The sequence below is a fragment of the Dactylosporangium thailandense genome (genome assembly GCF_059739745.1).
Genome location: NZ_AP029195.1, coordinates 4,608,637 through 4,627,650, shown reverse-complemented (window position 1 = coordinate 4,627,650; position 19,014 = coordinate 4,608,637). Strand labels below are relative to the sequence as shown.

Genomic DNA, 19,014 nt, shown 5'->3' with positions numbered 1-19,014 from the left:
TGCTTGGGGACGTGCGGATCAGCGAACTGGCTCGACTGACCGGCGCCACCCCCCGCGCCTTGCGCTACTACGAGGAGCAGGGTCTGTTGAAGCCCGCCCGTCGCGCGAGCGGCTACCGCGACTACGACGAGCAAGCCGTGTATGCGGTGGGGCACATCCAACTGCTGCTCTCCGCCGGCATAGGCACCACCGCGATCGCCGAGATCCTGCCCTGTGTCCCCGACGGCACGACGGTGCTCGCACCCACCTGCCCCGAACTCCTCGACGCGCTGGCCGAAGAGCGCACCCGAATCACCACGTCCATCGAGAAGCTCGCCGCGGCCCGCGGCATCCTGGACCGCCTTATCCAAGCACCCCTAACCCTTGCTGACCAAACCCGGGCGACATGAGCCCTTCCGCGCTCATGCCCTGATCCGGAGGGTGAGCCAGCCCACCTAACCAAGATCACACGCGCGGAGCCGCGATGCGGCGCGACGCGTTGGTAAGTCACACTTCGGTCCTGGCCTGCCGCCACAGGCGCAAAGCGCGATGACGTAACGGCTGGGGCAGCTGCGGCTACGCATCTCGGCGAGCACACCGAGGAGACCGCTGCTTGGCCAGCCGGATTCGAGCCACGTGAGGACAAGGCCCGGCCAGTAGCGGCCCCACGAGGTCAGCGCGAACCGCAGCAGGGCAAGCAGCAGCGTTTCGCTCGTGGGGCTGGCCGAGGACAGTGTGGCGACGACATCGGCCGGCCGGCGCTCGAGCAGTGGCAGCAGCCACGCCAGGTGATCGGCGGCGGAGTTCGACGGTTCTCGTTGGCCGGATTGGGCCTGACCCGCTTTGACGGACATCCGAGATCAGGAGACTTGGGGTCTCCGGGAGGATGTCCAGCATCATGGAGAGCGTGGGGAAGAAGCGATCGCGGCCGCGGCGGGCGTTCACGCCGGAGTTCAAGGCTGAGATCGTCGAGTTGTGTCAGCGCGGGGATCGCACCGTTGGGCAGGTAGCCAGGGATTTCGACCTGACCGAGACCGCGGTTCGGCAGTGGGTGAAGCAGGCCGAGCTGGACGCCGGCACCCGCGATGACGGGCTGACCTCGGATGAGCGCGCGGAGCTGGCGCGGTTGCGGCAAGAGAACCGCCGGCTGCAGCAGGATGTCGACATCCTGAAGCGGGCGACGGCTTTCTTCGCGAGGGAGACCCGGTGAACGTGTATCCGTTCATCGAGGCGGAGCAGGCCGGCAAACACAGCGTCAAACGCGCGTGCGAGCTGTTGAAGGTCTCCCGGTCCGCCTACTACGCCCGCAATGAGCGCAGCACCCGCGAGCTGGTCGACGAGCAGCTCACCATCAAGATTCTCGAGGTGCACGCGGCGTCGAACGGCACGTACGGGGCGCCGCGGATCCACGCCGAGCTTGCCGACGCGGGCCTGCGGCATGGCCGTAAACGCATCGCCCGGCGGATGCGGGCCGCCGGGATCCGGGGCAAGAGCCCACGCCGGTGGCAGGCCACCACGATTCCCGACCTGACCGCCGCAGCGCGGCCGGACCTGATCGGCCGGGATTTCACCGTCGACCCGGCGGCGATCGACACTCGATGGTGCGGCGACATCACCTACGTCAACACGTGGGAAGGCTGGCTGTATCTGGCCACCGTCATCGACCTCGCGTCGCGCCGGGTCGTGGGCTGGGCCGTCGCCGATCACCTCAAGACCGACCTGGTCGACGCCGCCTTGACCGACGCGCTGCGCCGCCGCCGGCCCCGCGACGGGCTCATCTTTCATTCCGACCGCGGCTGTCAAGGCGAATTCAACCGATCGTCGCAACACCTTCATCGCGGAGGTGGGCGATGGGTAGGAACACGAAGCTGGAGCGGGTGCCGGAAGGGGCGCGGAGGCAGTGGGCGGCGGACCGGGCGTTGCGGGCGCCGATGCGGTCGCCGGGTCGGCCTGAGCCGTCACGCGCGGTGCAGCGGCAGTTCTGGCGGCTGATCGCGACGGGGGTCACGACGGTCGAGGCGGCGCTTGATGTTGGCGTGTCGTGGCCGGTGGGGGCGCGCTGGTTTCGGAACGCTGGAGGCATGCCGCCGATCAGCCTGGACGAGCCTTCGGGCCGCTATCTGTCCTTCGCCGAACGGGAGGAGATCGCGCTGCTGCGGGCGCAGGGCAAGGGCGTGCGGGAGATCGGCCGCAGGATCGGCCGCGACGCGGGGACGATCTCGCGTGAGTTGCGGCGCAACGCCGCAACACGCGGCGGCAAGCTGGAGTATCGGGCTGTGGTGGCGCAGTGGAAGGCACAGCAGGCGGCCAAGCGTCCGAAGACAGCCAAGCTGGTGTCGAATCCGCGGCTGCGCGAATACGTCCAAGAGCGCCTGAGCGGCAGCGTCCGCCAGCCTGGCGGCGAGCTCGTGACCGGGCCGAGGGCTCGGGCCTGGAAGGGACGCAACAAGCCCCGCCGGGAGGACCGCCGCTGGGCGACCGCGTGGAGCCCGGAACAGATCAGCAACCGGTTGCAGCTGGACTTCCCGGATGATGAGTCCATGCGCATCTCGCATGAGGCGATCTACCAATCGCTGTTCATTCAGGGCCGGGGCGCGCTCAAGCGTGAACTGGTCGCGTGTCTGCGCACCGGCCGGGCACTGCGGGTGCCGCGCGCCCGGGCCCGGCAACGCCGCGACGGCATGGTCACCCCCGAAGTGATGATCAGCCAACGGCCGGCCGAGGTCGAAGACCGGGCCGTGCCCGGACACTGGGAAGGTGACCTGATCATCGGGCTGGACAGGTCCGCGATCGGGACCCTCGTGGAACGAACCACCCGCTTCACCATGCTGCTGCACCTGCCCCGCATGGACGGTTGGGGCGTCGAAGCGCGGTCGAAGAACGGCCCGGCCCTGGCCGGACACGGCGCCGAAGCCGTCCGCGAAGCGATCGCCGCGACGATCACCGCCCTGCCCGAGCAGTTGCGCCGCACGCTCACCTGGGACCGCGGCAAAGAACTCGCCCAGCACGCGAAGCTGACGATCGACACCGGCGTGCAGGTCTACTTCGCCGACCCGCACAGTCCATGGCAGCGCGGCACGAACGAGAACACCAACGGGCTGCTCCGGCAGTACTTCCCCAAAGGCACAGACCTCGCCCGCTGGAACACCAGTGAACTCGAAGCGGTCGCCGCAACGCTGAACAGCCGGCCACGCAAAGCGCTCGAGTGGAAGACGCCTGGCGAAGCCTTCAACGAGCTGTTATCGTCCACTCAGGACAGTGGTGTTGCAACGACCGGTTGAAACCGGTCAATACACCAGCGCGCAGCATGCCCGCCTCGCCCGCCAGAACGGGGTGCGGCTCTCGGTCGGCCGCCGGGGTCAGTGCTGGGACAACGCGGTCGCCGAATCGTTCTTTGCCACGATCAAGACCGAACTCATCCACCGCCAGGCCTGGCCCACCCGCACCGCTGCCCGTCAGGCGATATTCGAGTACATCGAGGGCTGGTACAACACTCGCCGCCGGCATTCCAGCCTCGGCTACCTCAGCCCGGCCGCCTACGAAACCCCCACCAAAGTTCGGCCGCTTACCGCCCTCAAGGTAGCTTGAGGATCAACACATCGACCCTGTCCGTCAAATCGGGTCAAGCCCAGATACACACAGCGTCCTGTCACGCAGCATGTCGGTCATCGCGCCATCACCTCGTGATCTGCCGATCGCAGGCGGGTGATGCTGGTTTGCACACATGCCGCTGGTTGGGTGTGACGACACGCGGCACCACGTGCTCCTCGCTCACCTGGAGTCAGCATCAGCACAGTGGTGATCGGTAAAGGACCTCGACGTTGACGATGTCATTGTCCACCACGTCAAGGTTGAGGTAGCCCGGCCACGGCGGATCAAGGCATATGGTGCGGTGGCCCTTGCCGTAGCCGCCGACGGGTCGCGGAGCGGTGGAGAAGCTCTGACAGAAGTCGTCCCCGCAGCCGCACGTCTGCACGACGCGCAGGTTCTTGACCTGATCGATCAACGAGTCGTCGCCATGCGCCCGCAACGCCGCGGCGAGTTCGGTCGCAAAGATCGGCCACCTCGCGTGCACCAAAGGCGCCTCGGCCGGCCCGATCACCACGACATGTACGCTACCGCCGAGCGGGGTAGAGGTCACTCATCTGCCGCTGGTGTTGCGCAGCGGCAAGACGCTGCTGGTAAACAGCTAGTGACAGGCTCGGCGAGGGCCGCGGCTTTGTGTCGTGTCGATGCGCGGAGGGACGGGCTCCGGCTGAGCCGGTCAGAGCAGGCTGCGTTGGCGTAACCGAGCGAACCGGTCGGGCGGCAGGCAATCGGCCAGGTTCCGTTCCAGGTCGACCAGCTCAAGGTCGACCGGGTACACCACGAAGTCGCCGGCGACCGGCAGCGTGTCCGACGAGTCGCGGAGGTTGAGCCGTGCCGCCACCGCACACAACAGTCGCCGGCCCGGACAGCGCGTCCGATCGGTAGTAGCTCAGTGCGACGCGGGCGGCAGGGCCGTCGATCGCCAGGGCCGCCACGGCGTCCGGGATCAGCGTGAGGCAAGCGTCCTCGATGGTCCGGCACGCCGCGTCGAGGTCGAATCCGGCCGGCGGCCGCTCGTAGCGCACTTCGGACCGGAGGCCCGTGACCTCGAGGACACGGACCAGGCCGCCGTCGTCGTGCTCGGCCGTCAGCACCGAAGTCGCCCGGCCGTCGTGCTCGATCTCGACGCGGCTGATGCGCCCATCGGTGTATGCGTACGACTCCCGCCCCGACCCGCGCCGCGCGACCATCTCGGCCGAACGCATCAGTCCGTCCCCGAAACGGTACTCGTGCAGGTAGATGGGCCCGCCCGTATCGAAGTGCGCCGCCTCGACCACGTCGCCGTCGTAATGGACGAAGGTCTCGTAGTACAGGCGGCCGTGAAGAAAGCCGCTGTACTCCTCGGTCACCACAGCGCGGCCCTTGGCGTCGAACCCGATGCGCAGGGCATCCCGGTCCACCGGCGGTCGGATGTCCAACCGGCGGCCGGCCTTGAGTAGGCCCCGTTCGAAGTGCAACGGACGAAGATCCAGACCCGGCCAGGTGTACCAGTCCCAGCGCCCGACGAGCGCGATCGCCGCTCGTTTTCGGGAGTCGTACTCGCCAGCGAGCTGAGCAAACCGCGCAGCAAGATCGGACATGTCAGGAACCCTACCGGGCTCCGCGCGCATCCGGATCTGCCGCAGGTTTCGCGCGGCGGTAGACGCGAACGTCGCTACGCTCCATGGCCGCGAGTCGGTTGAGCCGAACCGCGGCGCGGGGTACACGCTCGTGCCGATGAACATGATCATGGACCACCTTGGTGATGTGAGGCTTCGACCGTCCCATTGGACGCGTTACGGCGATTTCGTCGCCTCTGAAGATCCCGGCACTGGTCGTTCGTGATGGGCGGGATGCCGAGATCCCTTGCGCGGAAAGCTCTGCGTCGCCGACACCTGGACCGGCGCACGCCTGCGACCCACCAACGGGCTCGGGTACCGGCGGATCGCGAAGGACTCGGAGGTGGTGGGCGGCGTGGTGGCCTTCGTCCGCGACGAGGACCGGCGCAGGCTCGCCTCGTAATCCGTGCAACCTGCCGGCCCGTTGCTTACGTGAGTATTGCCGTCAGGGACGAAGGAGGTTGCATGGGATCGGGCATGAGCCGCGATCAGGAGTTCGGCGACTACTACGCCGCCCGGGGCGCGGCGTTCCGGGCGACCGCCTACCTGTTGTGTGGCGACTGGCATCTGGCGGACGACCTCACCCAGACTGCCTTCACCAAGCTCTACCTGGCGTGGCCCCGGCTCCAACGTAAGGAGCCCGTCGACCGCTACGTGCGGCGCACCCTCGTGCGGGTCTTCCTCGACGAGCGCCGCCGGCCGTGGCGCCGGGAGCGGCCGACGGCCGAGTTCGCCGACCTCGACCCGGGTGCCCCGGCCGGGACCGACCGGGTCGACGACCGCCTGATCCTGCGCCGCGCCCTGGCGGCGGTTCCCGCGCGCCAGCGCGCCGTAGTGGTGCTGCGGTTCTGGGAGGACCTGTCGGTCGAGGAGACCGCGGAGCTGCTCGGGATCTCGGCCGGCACGGTCAAGAGCCAGGCCGCCCGCGGGCTGGAAACCTTGCGCCGCCGCCTCGGCGTGCCCGACACCGCTGCTACGGGTAAGGAGTGACGATGCACGACAACGACGTGCGGGACCTGCTCGCGCGGGTGATCGGCGAGGACGGGCCGCGGCCGGCGAGCCGGGAGGAGATGGTGGCGGCCGGGCGGCGGGCCAGAAACCGCCGGCGCCGGTGGTGGGCCGGCGGAGTCGCGCTGGCCGCGGTCGCTGCGGTGGCGGCCATGACCCAGGTGGGACCGGTATCCGGCGCGCCGGGCACCGTCGCCGCGCCACGCACATCCGGCGCTCCAGGCACCGTCAGCGCGCCAAGCACCACCAGCGCACGCAGCCCGGGGGTGGCCAAGTCGCCCACCGGTCGTGCGGTGTCGAAAATCCCGGAAGCCCAGCAGCAGCGCGCCGACCAGATGCTGGCCGCGCTTATTGCGGGGATACCGGCCGGATATACCACTCCGGCGCCGGGCGCCACTCCGGCGGCGGGCAAACCGCTCACCCGTTACGGACTTGTGGAGGGCTGGCAGCAGACCGGCTGGCGCTACGAGGTCGGTACCGAGGTCTACCGCGACGGCAAGGCCGGCATGGTGCGGGTCTCGTCGTTCACCGACTACGGCCCGCCCGGCACCAACGATCCGTGCGCCGCCGCCTACCAGGCCGTCGGCTCGTACAACGGCTGTACGGTACTGACCGCGACCACCGGTACCCCCGTCGCGGTGTCCTGGCGGGGCGGTAGTGGCAAGGTGCCACGTGAGGTCCGAGCGACTTGGGTGGCCGACGACCGGGCGGTGTCCGTGGAGCAGGGGCCCGGCCCCCAGCAGCCTGGCCTCGGCATACTGGACCAGCCGGTCTTCACCGACCAGGAGCTGGCCGACCTCGCGGTGTCGCCCGACTTCCGCGGCTGAACCTCGGTCGCCCGACTTTCGCGGCTGAACCCGGGTCAGCCTTTGGAGCTGGCCGACCTCGCGGCCTCGCCGACTTCCACGGCTGATCCTCGGTCAGCCGGCGGAGCGGACGACCGAGAGCCGGCCTATCTTCATGGTGCCGACCCGCTGCCCGCGCTTGGCCACCACGGCATCGTGGGTGACCAGGACGAGCGTCAGGCCCCACTCGCGCCAGAGCCGGTCGAACAGTGCGGTGATGTCGTCGCAAGCGTCCCCGTCAAGGTTACCGGTGGGCTGGACGCGCCCGAGCCACCAGGACGCATCGATCAAGGCGGGACGGAAATGCGGGTGCCGCGTACGCTGCAACGATGGCTCAGGGCGTGCTGCTCGGGATTGACTTCGGCACCTTCAACACCGTGGCCATGGTGCGTCGCGGCAGCGGTGAAGCACGTTCCCTGCTCTTCGATGGGTCACCGTTGCTGCCGTCGGCGGTGCTCCTGGAAGGCCCAGGCGACGTGTTGTCCGGTGCCGAAGCCGTGCGGTCGGCGCGGGTGCATCCGGATCGGTACGAGCCCAACCCGAAGCGGCGGATGGCAGACGGGATCGTCCTGCTCGGCGGCTACGAGACCGACGTGGTCGACCTGGTCGCCGCCGTGCTGGGACGTGTGGCGTCGGAGGCGCGGCAGATCGTCGGCCAGTTCCCGGATCGTGTCGTGGTCACGCATCCGGAGACCTGGGGCAAGTCGCGGTTGAGCCGGTTGACCGCTGCCGCCGTCCGTGCCGGCCTGCCGAACCCGATCCTCGTGTCGGAGCCGATCGCTGCCGCCGCCTACTTCCTCGGCCAGGTCGGCCGGGTCGGCGCGGGTCAGTGCGCGGTGGTGTACGACTTCGGGGCAGGCACGTTCGACGCCGGTGTGGTTCGGCGCGACCCTGGCGGAGCGCTGACGGTACTGGCCAGTGAAGGGCTGCCCGAGGTGGGCGGCCTGGACCTGGACGCCGCGTTGGTGGAGCACCTCGGCCGGCTGATCGCGCAGCGGGACCGGGACGCTTGGGACCGGTTGCGGCGACCGGCCACCGCCGCCGACCGCCGTGCCCGGTGGCAGCTGTGGGAGGACGTTCGGCTGGCCAAGGAGTCGTTGAGCCGGCGTTCGCAGACGCTGGTGCACCTGCCAGTCCTGGACGACGCCGTTCCGGTAAGCCGCGACGAGTTCGAGCAGCTCGCCGAACCGGTCATCGCGCGGACGGTCGCGGTCACCCGCGCCGCGGTGCGCAGCGCGGGCATCGGGCCGTCAGACGTCGGTGGCATCTTCCTCGTCGGCGGGTCGAGCCGCGTCCCACTTGTTGCGACGCTGCTGCACCGCGCGTTCGGGATGCCGCCGACGGTTCTGGAGCAGCCCGAGCTCGTGGTGGCGGAGGGTTCACTGATCCTGCTCGACGCGTGCGAGGAGCGCACGCCGACCGGCGTCACGATGAGGCTGCCCGCCGATGCCGGGTCGGAGGAGACCGTTTCGCAGGAGACCGTTTCGCAGGCGCGTGGAACGGCCACCGGCCCGTCGCCCGCGCCGCAGGGCTCGCCGCAGCGGGTCATGCAGCTGTCGCCGGCCTCGCCGACGGCAGGCCGCGCATCGCGCGTCGACGAGGCCGGCGAACCGGGGCGGGGGCGATCCATCCGCCGCCACCTCACCGATCCGTGGAGTGCGGCAGCGGCCGTGCTGCTCGGTGCCCTGAGCGGCACGGTCGGCGGCCTCGCCGGTGCGAGCACGGCGGCCGTGTTGACCGCGGGAGCCGTGGTCACCGTGATCGTGCATACGGTGCGGGTGGCCCTCGGTATCGTGTTCGACCGCTGAAGACCCGGTTGTCAGGCGTTGCCCGCTAGAAATTACTCAGCACCGAGCTGAATATCTTGTCGACGCTGGCCGGGTCGCGCGCGTCGTAGGCGGCTGCCCGCGACACTTTCGCGATCTGTTCGAGGGTGTCCAGGTCGGCCTCGTCGCCGAAGGCGATACCGAAGATGCGAACCGAGTTCTCCAGGCGTGACCCGTCCAGGTCGCGGAGCAGCTTCGCCCTGTCGTTGTCGGCCGGATACTCGTTGCGCCCATCGGTGAGCAGCACGACTGCGTTGATGCGGTCGGCGTCCAGCCGTTCCCGCATGTACAGGTCGGCGGCCCGGGTCGTGTGGTACAGGGCCGTACCGCCATCGGCGCTCAGCGCCCGGATGACGCCGGTGAGTTGCTGCTTCGCGTCACGGATGCGCGACATCGGCAGCCGCTCGGTGTAGGGCTGCGCACCGTTCGGTCGCTGCCCCGAGAACGTCCACAGTGCCACCTCGTCATCGGGATGCAGCAGGTCGAGGCTCGCGATTGCCGCGTTCTTCGCGGCTTCCAGCTTGCTGATGTCACCGGCCGCCTTCTCCTTCATCGAGCCCGAGACGTCGAGGACGAGCAGCACCCTCGCCTTCTTCCGCAGGTCGTCCCAGCCGGCGAGGATCTTGTCCAGCACCTCTCCGACGGGTGACTGGATCAGGCTGATCTTCTGCCCGGCCGGGATCTGCAGGGTCTGCGCCAGTTCGGGGCCGGCGTTGCCCTGGTGGTCGCGGAAGCCCATCGCCGCGAACCTGGCCTGCTGGGCTGGTCGCTGCAGGAACGCGAGGAAGTCCGCGGCGGCTTCACGTTGTGCATCACTGGCCGAAGGCAGCACCACGTACGGGTGGTCGAGCATCAGCGTGCCGTCCCGCGGCACCATCGGCACGAGCGGCACCGTGGGCGCCTTGCCTTTCACCTTCGGGTCGCCGGTGGTGTTGCCCTTGTTGTAGAGGAAGGTGAGCTGCTCCTGATGCACGACGGCGCTCACGTACGACATCGCGGCGCCCTTGGCGTCGGCTTCGGCCAAGTTGGCGAGGAACTTCACCGCATCGTCGGTGTAGTGCAGGACGCCGGCTTCGACCCCGCGAACGAAGTTGATCACATTGGGCTGCGTGAGATCGGCCGCCGTCAGTTCGCGGGACAGGCCGGTCGCCGCGTAGTACGTGGCCACCGTCGCGGCCAGGCCGGACGTGGACGAGTGCGGGTTGTCCTTGCCGAAGGAGAAGCGCCCCCACTCGGGATGGCCGTACCGGCCCCACCCCTGCGGATCGGACGCCAGCGCTAGCACGTCGCTCCACCCGAACTCGCGGTTCGGCCAGCCGAACGCCTCGGCCATCGGCTTCGGCATCGAGATGACCAACGGGCTCTGCGCGATCGACGGCACCTGCGTGCCGGCCGCCGGCAGCACCTGTCTGCCGCCGGCGGTCTCCCGGTGGCGGGCCAACTGGAGCCACAGCGATGCGGTGGGCGTCCACACCTGCGGTGGCGGCCCACCGTCGCGCTGCTCATCCCACCCGGAGACAAGCGCCTCCGCCGCCGCGCCGGACGTGAGCCGGTGCACGGTCACCGACGCGCACCGCTTGCCGCCGTACAGCGTGTCGGAGGCGTTGTACCGGCGCGCCAACTCAATCATCAGGTCGGCCTTCTCGGTCGACGAACTGACCTCGATGGGTTCACAGCCGGCTCGCTTGTCGGCGCCCGCCTCCCCCGGATCGTGACGGAGCACCACGTACGTCACCACGACGGCTATCAGACCGACGATCACCGCAATCACCAGCGGCATTCGCGTGCGTAGCCCCGCGACAACACCCATCGACGATCTCCTGTTCACCGGCAGAGCCCCGCATCGTAACCGACGGCCACAACACCGCCCGCTGGCCCGCCTCGTCGCTCTCGACGTGCTGCACGCCGCGCCGGCCGCCGACTCCGTCGGTGTCGCCGCGCGCCACGATCGAGCACCCAGATCCTCGGCGGCATCGGCTACACGGGAGGCTCCGGCGCACCAGTGCCTCAAGCGGGCGACCGCCAAGAATCTAGTCCGCGTGCTCGAAGCGACAGTGAAGGGCCTATCAGCGTGGCCACCAGCATCCGGCTAGTACCAGCCACACATGTCGAAAGTGCCTTCCGCGGCCGATGAGCGGAAGGCACTTCGCGTCGACCGGACGGTAGCAGGGGCTATCGGGAGGTGCCGCCGCTCGCAGCGGGGAGGGGGAGTTCCACGCGCAGGCTGGTGCCGGCCTGGCGAGGGCTGTGGAGAACGATTCGGCCGCCGAGTGCCTCGACGCGGTCCTTGAGCCCGGCCAGGCCGGAGCCGCCAGCGAAGTCGGCACCGCCGATGCCGTTGTCGCGGACCGCGATGCGCAGGACGGTGTCGGCGGTGTCGGCCTCGACGGTGACCGTGACGGCCGAGGCGCGCGCGTGCTTGGCGGTGTTGGTCAGTGCCTCGGCGACAACGTAGTACGCGCTGACTTCGGTCTGCTCGGGCAGTCGCCGCTTGGCGCGTATGTCGAGGTCGACCGGGATCGGTGAGCGGCGGGCGAGCACGCGCAGCGCGGCGCCTAGGCCTCCCTGGGTCAGGATGGCCGGGTGGATGCCACGCGCGATTTCGCGCAGCTCGTCCAGCACGCCGGCCGCCGCGGCGATGGCCCCGTCGAGCTGTGCGCCGAGCGCGGACGGCATGGCCTCCTGTGCCGCGCGCAGCTGCAGCATCAGGGCGACCAGCCGCTGCTGGGCGCCGTCGTGCAGGTCCCGCTCAATGCGCCGGCGGGTCTGGTCGGCCGTGGCGACGATCCGCCTGCGCGATGCGGTGAGCTCGGCCCGGCTTTCGGCATTGGCGATGGCTGTGGCGATGAGCTCGGTGAAGTCGGCCAGCTGCTGCTCGGTGCCCTGAGGCAGCCGTGCGCGCCGTGACCCTACTCGCATGGCGCCCCACACTCGGCCCTCGACCACGATTGGGCTCGCGACTGCCGAGCGGAGCCCGGCGGTGATGTCCTCGGGCGGGCCCGCCGATGTCGGATCGTTCGACAAGTCGTCAGCGTCGCGGCGAGCCGCGCGGCCGGTGGCCTGGACCAACCCCATGGCCGAATTGGGGTCGGGCCTGCCGCGTGAGCCTGGCTGGCGGCGGCCGAGGCCATGGCGTCCCATCACGGTCGTGTCCCCGTCCGGCTCGAACCGGACTATCGCTGTGCTGTCGGCGGCAAAGAGTGCGCCGACCTCGTCGGCGACCGCGGCGAAGACGAGGCCGGGCGCGGCTCCGCGAGCAACGAGTGTCGCCACGCGCCGCAGGGCGGTCTGTTCATTGGCGATCTGACGGTACTCGGCGTAGAGGTGGGCGTTGTCGAGGGAAACGGCGAGCTGGCCGGCGATGAGCTTGACGCCGTCAAGCCGTTCGGTGGTGAAGGCGCCACGGATGAGGCGGTTCTCGAGCAGCAGCACCGCCTGCAGCGTGCCGCGACTGAGGATGGGCACGGCGAGCAGCGAGCAGCGGGTGACGTCGGTGAAGTATGGATCACGGGCGAAGCGCTCGTCGCGGGTGGCGTCGCCCACGACGAGTGGCACACGCATCCGCTGGGCGTAGCGCAGCACGGACATCGGGACCGCGCGTTCGTGACCAATGCCGAGGTTCGCGCTGACCGGGATGGCGCCGCTGTCGCCGTCGGGCGCCGGCACCAGCCAGGCCTGCCGGTCGTCGCTCCACAAGAGCAGATGTACATCGGTCGCGCCGGTCATTGCGCTGAGGACGTGGGCGACACGCGAATGGAGCCCTTCAACGCTGGTCTCAGAGCTCAGTGCTTGCGACGCGGACAGGATGCCGAGCAGGTCGATCGTTCCGGTCGTGACAGTGGAGCGACGACGGGAACGATCGCGGCTCTGGCCGCCATATGGCCGCAGGGTGGGGTAGGCCCAGTCGAGTTGGTCGACCTTCGCGGTCGCGCCCCATGCGAGGTACTCCTGGCGGGCCTCGGCGAGCAGGTCGTAGCCTGCCTGCTCGAGGCCGTGGGCGAGGCAGAAGCGGGCCGCGCGTTCGGTGATCAAGGCCCGATGCCATGGACGCCGACGCCGGGCGACCTCACGCCGCGCGGCGTCGAAGCCGAGGGCGGCGGCGCGGAAGTCGCCGACCGCCCAGGCCCGCTCCGCATCGAGCAGCCGCACCAGGTGCTGGAAGTTCTCCGGCGCGTCCGCGGCGCGTGCGGCCAGCCACTGCGTCACCTCGTCCAGCTCGGACAGCAGACCACCGCGATCGTCACCGTGGCTGGCCCGAGCCTGACCGGCGAGGGCCAGTCCGCGCAGCACGCGTGCCAGGGCGCTCGCGTAAAGGCCTTGGTCAATAGCGGGTAGCAGCATCGCTGCTGTGGTGTGCCGCGTCAGGCTGGCCGGATCGTCGAGGAGGGCGGCGGCCAGCGCACTGGTGATGTGCACTTGGAGTAATGCCTGCGGGCTGCCGGTCGGCCGGTCTAGGGGGACTGCCGCACCGGCTGCGGGGGAATGTTCGCCGCGCAGCTCTCCGGCCAGCCATCGGTACGTCTCGAGCCACTGGACGGTCTGCTCGCTGCCGGTACGCTGCACGAATGCCAGCCCGGCCTCAAGCTGGGTGACGAAGTCTTCGAGTGATGGTGTGCATTCCAGCAGGCCCGACGCAGTTGGGTAGTAGGTGTATCCGGCGTTGGCCAAGTCGCCACCGGCGATCAGCTCTTCGCGGGCCTGCTGAGCTGCTTTGACACTGTTTTCGACCGGTTCGAACCAGCAGCTCAGCATCGCGAACATGGCGCGCGTCTGTGCGGTGTTTGGCTCGTAGCCGCGAGCTTCGCCCAGTGCGAGGAACCGCCGCAGCGTCCGGTACGCGGCGGAGTAGTCGCCGTGTACTGTCACCGGGGCGAAGCTGACGTGGCTCACCGCGCCGAGCAGCGTACGGGCGGCGCCGTGCTCGGACCAGAGCCGCAGCGCTTCCAGGCCCAGCCAGCCGGCCGTGGCGTGGTCGGCGGCAACGTAGGCAGACGGCAGGATTGCGTTGATCAGACGGCTCGCGGCGAGCACCGCCGGGTCGGCAATCTCCGGCCGAGTCAGCTCGTCGGCGTCGTCGGTATGGTCCAGCCACCGGTACAGCTCGCCGAGCCGGCGGTCGAGCTCGATTGGGAGCCGGTCCGCGGCCGGCACAGCAATACCCAGTTCACGCAGCGACTCCAGACCAAGCCCGATCGCTTCCACGAAGCGGTTTCGGTGGGTTAGGCTGCGCGCCTGCACCGCCGTGGCGTTCACACGGTCCAGGGCGGTGGTGCTCAGCCCCTCGATCGTGCGGTACTCGTCGTCCGCCTCGTCCAAGCGGCCCATGCTGTACAGTGCGGCGTGCCGCCCGGTGTGCACCTCGACGAGCGCGGCCGTCTCATCGGGTTCGATCAGCCGTAGTGCGGCGGTCAGCAGCGCGTTCACCAGCGCGTAGTTCCCGATCAGTCGTGCCTGATCGGCGGCGCGTTCCAGCAGCCCCACCACCATTTGCCGCTCCGCGGGGTCGTCTACCACGTCGACCACCGGCAGGTACTGCTCCGCCGCGACCGCGTACAACGCCGGTACCGCCGCCAGCCGCCGCGCCATCTCCAACCGCAGGGCACACAGCCGACGCGGGCCCAGCCCGCGCAGGATCATCTCGCGGATCCGGTCGTGGCGGAATCGCACTGCCGGACGTATGCCGGGCTCCAGCATCAGGACTCCGTCGTCGAGGGCGGGTGCCAGCCGCTGTTCCACCATGCCCGCCGGCTCTGCAGTGGCGGTCTGCAATACGTCCAGCTGGATCCGCCCGCCAAGACACGCCATCGCCTCGACCAGTTGCCGCGACATCGTGGGGACGGCGTCAATACGCGCCGCCGACGGGAGGCCAGTCTGGGTCCGGGCCAGGTGAGCGCGCACGGCCGCCGCTTCCCACCGCCAGCCAGCCGCCGTGGTGGTCAGCAGGCCGTCGTGTCGCAGCGCGTTGAGCAACTCCACGATCTCGTACGGGTTGCCGCACGTGTACGGGTTGATCACGTCGACCAGGCCCTCCGCCGTGGCCCGATCCACGCGGAGCATGTCGGCAACCATCGCGGCCGAGCCGGATTCCGGCAGGCTGAGCAGCCGTACATGGCGAACTCCGGGCTGTCGACGCCACCGGGACAGCGCCCCCGCCAGCGACTTGGCCGCGTCCGCGTCGTCCTCGCGGTACGCGCCCACCAGCAACAGGCCCTCGATCTGCTCCTCGCCGAACACGAGGTCGACAAAGCCGAGTGGCGTGCGCCCAGCCCACTGCAGGTCATCGACCAACATCACCACCGGCCGTTCCCGCGAAACAACCGCGCGCAACATGTCGGCAGCCGTTCGCTGTGCCCGAATCTGTGTGGTCAGCGGATCCCCCTCTTCGGGCGGGACCGCCAGCAGCGCCGCGAACTCCGGCAGCACCGCGCTCGCATGACCCGCGTTCGCGCCGAGCGCCTCCAGGATCCGTTCGCGGACCTTGTCGAGGTCGCCCTCCGGCTCGGCCAGCAACAGCCGACCCAACGCCCGAAACGCCTGATAGACCCCGTCAAACTCCAGATCCCGCCGATACTGGTCGAACTTGCCTGCCACGAACCAGCCGTCACTGTCCGTCACCACCGGCCGCAGCTGGTCAGCCAGCGCCGTCTTGCCCACCCCTGGCGCCCCGCTGACCAGCACCCCGCGGCACCGGCCCGCCCGTGCATCCTCGAACGCCGCACGCAGCGCCGCCACCTCGTCATCGCGGCCCACCAGCCGCGACGGCGGCAACAACCGCAGCGGGACATCATGCTCGCCGATCCGCAATGCAGCCGCCGCACGCGGATCCATGTCACGCAACCGCTCCAGGTCGTAGACCACACCGTCGGCCGTCTGGTACCGGCTGTCCGGCTCCTTCTCCAGCAGATGCATGACGATCTCGGACAATAGGCCCGGCACCGCCGGATTCACCTCGGCCGGTGGTACCGCCACGCGAGCCAGATGGTCATGCGTGAGCCGCAACGGATCCCCGAAACCGAACGGCGGCGCACCCGTCGCCAACTCGTACAGCGTCGCGCCCAGTGCGTACAAGTCGGCGCGCTCGTCCACCAACCGGCCGGTGCGCCCAGTCTGCTCCGGTGCCAGGTACGCCAACGTGCCGACGATCTCGGCGTGGTGCGTGAACTCGGGGCGAAGCTCCGCCGATGACGAGGCCAACGCGAAATCCACCAGGCACGGTGCACCGTCGCGAGAGATCAGGACGTTCGCCGGCGTGATGTCCCGGTGCAGCACCCCCCGCCGGTGCATCTCAGCCATTGCCCGGGCCAGCCCCACCGCGAGCCCGATCAGGTCGTCGACAGCCATGGGCTTAGCCAACGCGTCCAAGCCGGTGCCGCCGATGTCCTCCACCACGACCGCGCCTGGCCACCGCGGCGCCTCCACCAGCTGCGCAACGCCCGCGACACCGCGGAGCCACCCCAGGATCGCCAGCTCGTGCTGTACGCGCTGCTGTGCATCCGGTCCCAGCGGTTCCTTGCGGATGACGGTGTGTCCGGCAAGGAACACCCGAGTAACGCGCGTGCGTTCGCTCTCGTGCAATATTTCGGTCCGAGCGGGTGGAACCTGGCCGTGCGGAACCTCGCCGACGCCCATCCGACACCTCCGCGGACGGTCGGATTTCCTCTCATACCCTATCAAGGCCGACCTACGGGCGAAGGTGACTGTTTACGACGCCGCGCCCCAGCGCTCCGCGCGACACGAGGTCATCTCCAGCGTTTCCTCGCCGGGGTCGGCGCGATGGAGTTACGGTGCGGCGGTGAGCCGCAGGACGGTGCCGGCCAGGACGGTGACGGCCAGCGGCAGGCTCGCCTCGTCGACGTCGAACCGTGGGGTGTGGGTGGTGCCGGGCAGGTGTGAGCCGATGTGCAGGTAGGTGGCTTGGCCGCCGCGTTCCTGCACGCGGCGCATCATGGCGGCCGCGTCGTCGCTGGCTTCGTACGCCATGGTGTCGTGGACGGCGATGCCCGGCTGTTCGGCGGCCACTTCGCCGACGAGCGTGGCGAGTTCCCGGTCGCTGTCGGCGGCGGGGCTGCGGCCGACCATCTCGACGGTCGCGGTCACGTCGAACGCGTGCGCGATGCCTTCCACCAGTCTCTGCATCCCGGCCAGCAGGGCGTCGGCGTCCTCGTTGCGATCTGCCCGTACTTCGGCCAGGAGCAGGGCCTCGCCGGGCACCACGTTGCGGGCCCGGCCGGAGTCGATGCGTCCGATGTTGGTGAGTCCCGATCCGCCTGGGCGGCGTGGGATGGCGTGCGCGAGCAGGGCGATGGCGGAGGCGGCGTCCACGGCGGAGCGCCCGAGGTGCGGTGCCAGGCCGAAGTGGGCTTCGCGGCCGCGGATATGGATGTCGAATTTGGTGGTCGCGAGCAGGCCGTGCACTCCCGGGCAGAGGTGTCCCGTGCCGAACCAGGACCGGGCGGCGTTGTGCAGCCCGAGGAAGTAGTCGGTGTGGTCCAGCCAGCCGGCTTGGACGATGGCGTCGGCGCCGCGGGTGCCTTCTTCGGCCGGCTGAAAGATGAACTGCACGGCACCGCGCTGGGGTGCGCCCAGATCACGCAGCACGCGGGCGACGCCGGCGACGACGGCGGCATGTGCGTCATGGCCGCAGGCGTGCATGATCCCGGCGCGGGTGGACCGGTATCCGTTGGCGTGGGGTGCGTGAGCCGGGTCCGTCGATTCGTCGATGGGCAGTGCGTCGATGTCGGCCCGCACCGTGACGGTGGGGCCGGGCCGGCCGCTGTCCAGGGTGGTGATGAGTCCGGTACCGGCGCGCATCATTGCGAGGTCGGTGTTGCTGACGCCGGCTGCGCCGGCCGCATCTGCCGCGGCGGCGAGGACGCTGGCGTCGGGTACACCCAGGCGGGTCACGCCGCGGTACAGCTCGGCGCCGGCGATGATGTCGGTGATGCCGGCGCCGTGCAACTCGTCGCGCAGCCGGGCGGTGGCGTAGTACTCGCTCCAGCCCAGTTCCGGGTGCCGATGCAGGTCGCGCCGCAGCGCCCGCACGTGGGCAGTGGCGGCCTCGACGGCGGCGCCCAGGTCGTTGGCAGGGTTCATAGCCGGGGGAGTACCTGCTCACCGAAGAGCCGGGTGGCGGACAGTGCCAGGTCGTCGTCCAACCCGGGGAGCTGGATGCGGAGCAGGAGGTTGCTGGCGCCGAGCTTGTCCCGGATGGGCAGGCACTGCTCGTACACCTCGTCCGGGGATCCGACCAGGTATCGGGTGGCGGAGAATTCGCGGAAGTCGGCGTCGGTGCCGTCGGCCGGGAAATCGGCGTAAATGCGCGACGCCTGGTACTTGAGGGCGGCCAGGCCGTCGGTCCACGCGTCGTGGGAGTCGGCGGCGACGTATGCCTCGCGGCGGACGATGATCTCACCGTCGCCGGGGTCGCGCCCGAGGCGGCGAAGCTCGTCATGGTATGCCTCGCGCACGTCGAGCATCTCGGCGAAGCTCAGCGACGGGCCGATGACCAGCGCGTCGGCGAACCGGGCGGCCCGCCGGGCACCGGCCGGACTGATCGCGCCGTACCAGATGGGCGGCGCCGGTTGCCGCACCGGCCGGGGGGTGACGGTGATGCCGGAGAACTGGAAGTACCGGCCCTGGTGGCTCACGGTCGGCGTGGTGAAGACCTTCCGGATCACCTCGAGCGCCTCTTCGGAGCGGCTGACCCGCTGCCGGAACGGGATCTGCAGCGCCTCGAACTCCGCGGCGCTGTGTCCCATGCCGGCGCCGAGCACGGCTCGGCCGCGGGAGAGGTTGTCCAGGGTGAGGACGTCTTCGGCGATTTTGATCGGGTGCTGGAACGGGAGGATCACGATGTCGGTCCCGACGCGTAGGTTGCGGGTCCGTGCGGCGATGGCGCCGCAGAGCACGAACGGTGACGGTATCCAGCCCTCGGCCTTGAAGTGGTGCTCCGACACGACGGCGCTGTCATACCCGAGTTCGTCGGCGACCTCGGCTTGTGTGAGGGCGGCGTCGTAGAGGTCGGGCCAGCTGGACTGGTCCACGGCGGTGCACGAGAAGTGCAGGCCCACCTTCATGTGATCTCCTCGAGCCGGTCAACAGGTCATCTGATGTTCGGATGTCTGTGGTCAGAGGATAGGGCAGCCGCGCGCTAACATCAATCGTCCGGTG

The 19,014-nt window shown here is 69.7% G+C and carries 16 protein-coding genes and 1 pseudogene; 9 read left to right on the top strand and 8 right to left on the bottom strand.

All coding sequences use genetic code 11. From position 1 onward, the window contains the following. The first annotated feature begins 11 nt into the window (after nt 1–11). Complete coding sequence (locus AC6JBM_RS19945; protein WP_497985092.1) at nt 12–389, top strand: MerR family transcriptional regulator; 378 nt, start codon at nt 12–14, stop codon at nt 387–389. Between the two features lie 45 nt (nt 390–434). Here AC6JBM_RS19945 and AC6JBM_RS19940 read toward each other — a convergent pair whose 3' ends face one another. Continuing rightward, complete coding sequence (locus AC6JBM_RS19940) at nt 435–833, bottom strand: hypothetical protein (RefSeq protein WP_497985091.1); 399 nt, start codon at nt 831–833, stop codon at nt 435–437. Between the two features lie 32 nt (nt 834–865). Here AC6JBM_RS19940 and AC6JBM_RS19935 point away from each other — a divergent pair, with 32 nt between their 5' ends. The 4 genes and pseudogenes from AC6JBM_RS19935 to AC6JBM_RS19920 all read left to right on the top strand — a co-directional run. Beyond that, a complete protein-coding gene (locus AC6JBM_RS19935) occupies nt 866–1,189 on the top strand; it encodes a transposase (RefSeq protein WP_497981682.1) in 324 nt (107 codons plus the stop codon). Continuing rightward, entirely contained in the window at nt 1,186–1,971 is a 786-nt protein-coding gene (locus AC6JBM_RS19930) for an IS3 family transposase (RefSeq protein ID WP_497985090.1), read from the top strand. Before AC6JBM_RS19935 ends, AC6JBM_RS19930 begins: the two co-directional genes overlap by 4 nt. Next, on the top strand, nt 1,911–3,260 hold the full coding sequence (locus AC6JBM_RS19925; RefSeq protein ID WP_497986495.1) for an IS30 family transposase: 1,350 nt from the start codon (nt 1,911–1,913) through the stop codon (nt 3,258–3,260). Before AC6JBM_RS19930 ends, AC6JBM_RS19925 begins: the two co-directional genes overlap by 61 nt. Before the next feature lie 10 nt (nt 3,261–3,270). Next, nucleotides 3,271–3,567 (top strand): annotated as a pseudogene (locus AC6JBM_RS19920) (integrase core domain-containing protein); the annotation flags it as partial. Between the two features lie 199 nt (nt 3,568–3,766). On the opposite strand, the gene AC6JBM_RS19915 reads toward AC6JBM_RS19920, so the two are convergent. Together AC6JBM_RS19915 and AC6JBM_RS19910 are read right to left on the bottom strand one after the other, a co-directional pair. Beyond that, nucleotides 3,767–4,084, bottom strand: a complete 318-nt coding sequence (locus AC6JBM_RS19915) for a hypothetical protein (RefSeq protein ID WP_497985089.1) — start codon at nt 4,082–4,084, stop codon at nt 3,767–3,769. 241 nt (nt 4,085–4,325) lie between these two features. Further along, nucleotides 4,326–5,297, bottom strand: coding sequence for a hypothetical protein (locus AC6JBM_RS19910; protein WP_497985088.1), 972 nt, complete (start codon nt 5,295–5,297; stop codon nt 4,326–4,328). A 115-nt stretch (nt 5,298–5,412) separates the two neighbouring features. On the opposite strand from AC6JBM_RS19910, the gene AC6JBM_RS19905 reads away from it, so the two are divergent. The 3 genes from AC6JBM_RS19905 (at nt 5,413) to AC6JBM_RS19895 (ending at nt 7,000) form a co-directional block, all read left to right on the top strand. Next, nucleotides 5,413–5,568 (top strand): hypothetical protein, encoded by a 156-nt coding sequence (locus tag AC6JBM_RS19905; RefSeq protein WP_497985087.1) that lies wholly within the window; start codon nt 5,413–5,415, stop codon nt 5,566–5,568. Nucleotides 5,569–5,630: 62 nt separating this feature from the next. After that, the gene (locus AC6JBM_RS19900) at nt 5,631–6,155 is read left to right on the top strand and encodes a SigE family RNA polymerase sigma factor (protein ID WP_497985086.1); all 525 of its coding nucleotides are present in this window, start codon (nt 5,631–5,633) and stop codon (nt 6,153–6,155) included. A gap of 2 nt (nt 6,156–6,157) precedes the next feature. Continuing rightward, a complete protein-coding gene (locus AC6JBM_RS19895; RefSeq protein WP_497985085.1) occupies nt 6,158–7,000 on the top strand; it encodes a hypothetical protein in 843 nt (280 codons plus the stop codon). Between the two features lie 93 nt (nt 7,001–7,093). Here the strand turns inward: AC6JBM_RS19895 and AC6JBM_RS19890 are convergent, their stop codons facing one another. Beyond that, entirely contained in the window at nt 7,094–7,309 is a 216-nt protein-coding gene (locus AC6JBM_RS19890; protein ID WP_497985084.1) for a hypothetical protein, read from the bottom strand. Between the two features lie 38 nt (nt 7,310–7,347). Between AC6JBM_RS19890 and AC6JBM_RS19885 the strand changes: the two genes are divergently transcribed. Beyond that, entirely contained in the window at nt 7,348–8,826 is a 1,479-nt protein-coding gene (locus AC6JBM_RS19885; protein WP_497985083.1) for an Hsp70 family protein, read from the top strand. A 25-nt stretch (nt 8,827–8,851) separates the two neighbouring features. Here AC6JBM_RS19885 and AC6JBM_RS19880 read toward each other — a convergent pair whose 3' ends face one another. From AC6JBM_RS19880 to AC6JBM_RS19865, 4 genes are all read right to left on the bottom strand, one after another. Continuing rightward, nucleotides 8,852–10,654 carry a substrate-binding domain-containing protein gene (locus AC6JBM_RS19880; protein ID WP_497985082.1) on the bottom strand — a complete coding sequence of 601 codons (1,803 nt, stop codon included), beginning with the start codon at nt 10,652–10,654 and terminating at the stop codon, nt 8,852–8,854. 362 nt (nt 10,655–11,016) lie between these two features. After that, nucleotides 11,017–16,473 carry an AAA family ATPase gene (locus AC6JBM_RS19875; protein ID WP_497985081.1) on the bottom strand — a complete coding sequence of 1,819 codons (5,457 nt, stop codon included), beginning with the start codon at nt 16,471–16,473 and terminating at the stop codon, nt 11,017–11,019. A 150-nt stretch (nt 16,474–16,623) separates the two neighbouring features. Beyond that, entirely contained in the window at nt 16,624–17,937 is a 1,314-nt protein-coding gene (locus AC6JBM_RS19870; RefSeq protein ID WP_497985080.1) for an amidohydrolase, read from the bottom strand. Beyond that, nucleotides 17,934–18,920, bottom strand: coding sequence for an LLM class flavin-dependent oxidoreductase (locus tag AC6JBM_RS19865; RefSeq protein WP_497985079.1), 987 nt, complete (start codon nt 18,918–18,920; stop codon nt 17,934–17,936). Before AC6JBM_RS19865 ends, AC6JBM_RS19870 begins: the two co-directional genes overlap by 4 nt. Between the last annotated feature and the right edge of the window lie 94 nt (nt 18,921–19,014).

Excerpts from the sequence above, each read along its gene's own strand:
- AC6JBM_RS19940 (WP_497985091.1), bottom strand. The coding sequence starts at position 833 with ATGTCCGTCAAAGCGGGTCAGGCCCAATCCGGCCAACGAGAACCGTCG.
- AC6JBM_RS19935 (WP_497981682.1), top strand. The coding sequence starts at position 866 with ATGTCCAGCATCATGGAGAGCGTGGGGAAGAAGCGATCGCGGCCGCGG.
- AC6JBM_RS19925 (WP_497986495.1), top strand. The coding sequence starts at position 1,911 with ATGCGGTCGCCGGGTCGGCCTGAGCCGTCACGCGCGGTGCAGCGGCAG.
- AC6JBM_RS19910 (WP_497985088.1), bottom strand. The coding sequence starts at position 5,297 with ATGATCATGTTCATCGGCACGAGCGTGTACCCCGCGCCGCGGTTCGGC.
- AC6JBM_RS19900 (WP_497985086.1), top strand. The coding sequence starts at position 5,631 with ATGGGATCGGGCATGAGCCGCGATCAGGAGTTCGGCGACTACTACGCC.
- AC6JBM_RS19895 (WP_497985085.1), top strand. The coding sequence starts at position 6,158 with ATGCACGACAACGACGTGCGGGACCTGCTCGCGCGGGTGATCGGCGAG.
- AC6JBM_RS19885 (WP_497985083.1), top strand. The coding sequence starts at position 7,348 with ATGGCTCAGGGCGTGCTGCTCGGGATTGACTTCGGCACCTTCAACACC.
- AC6JBM_RS19880 (WP_497985082.1), bottom strand. The coding sequence starts at position 10,654 with ATGGGTGTTGTCGCGGGGCTACGCACGCGAATGCCGCTGGTGATTGCG.
- AC6JBM_RS19875 (WP_497985081.1), bottom strand. The coding sequence starts at position 16,473 with ATGGGCGTCGGCGAGGTTCCGCACGGCCAGGTTCCACCCGCTCGGACC.
- AC6JBM_RS19870 (WP_497985080.1), bottom strand. The coding sequence starts at position 17,937 with ATGAACCCTGCCAACGACCTGGGCGCCGCCGTCGAGGCCGCCACTGCC.
- AC6JBM_RS19865 (WP_497985079.1), bottom strand. The coding sequence starts at position 18,920 with ATGAAGGTGGGCCTGCACTTCTCGTGCACCGCCGTGGACCAGTCCAGC.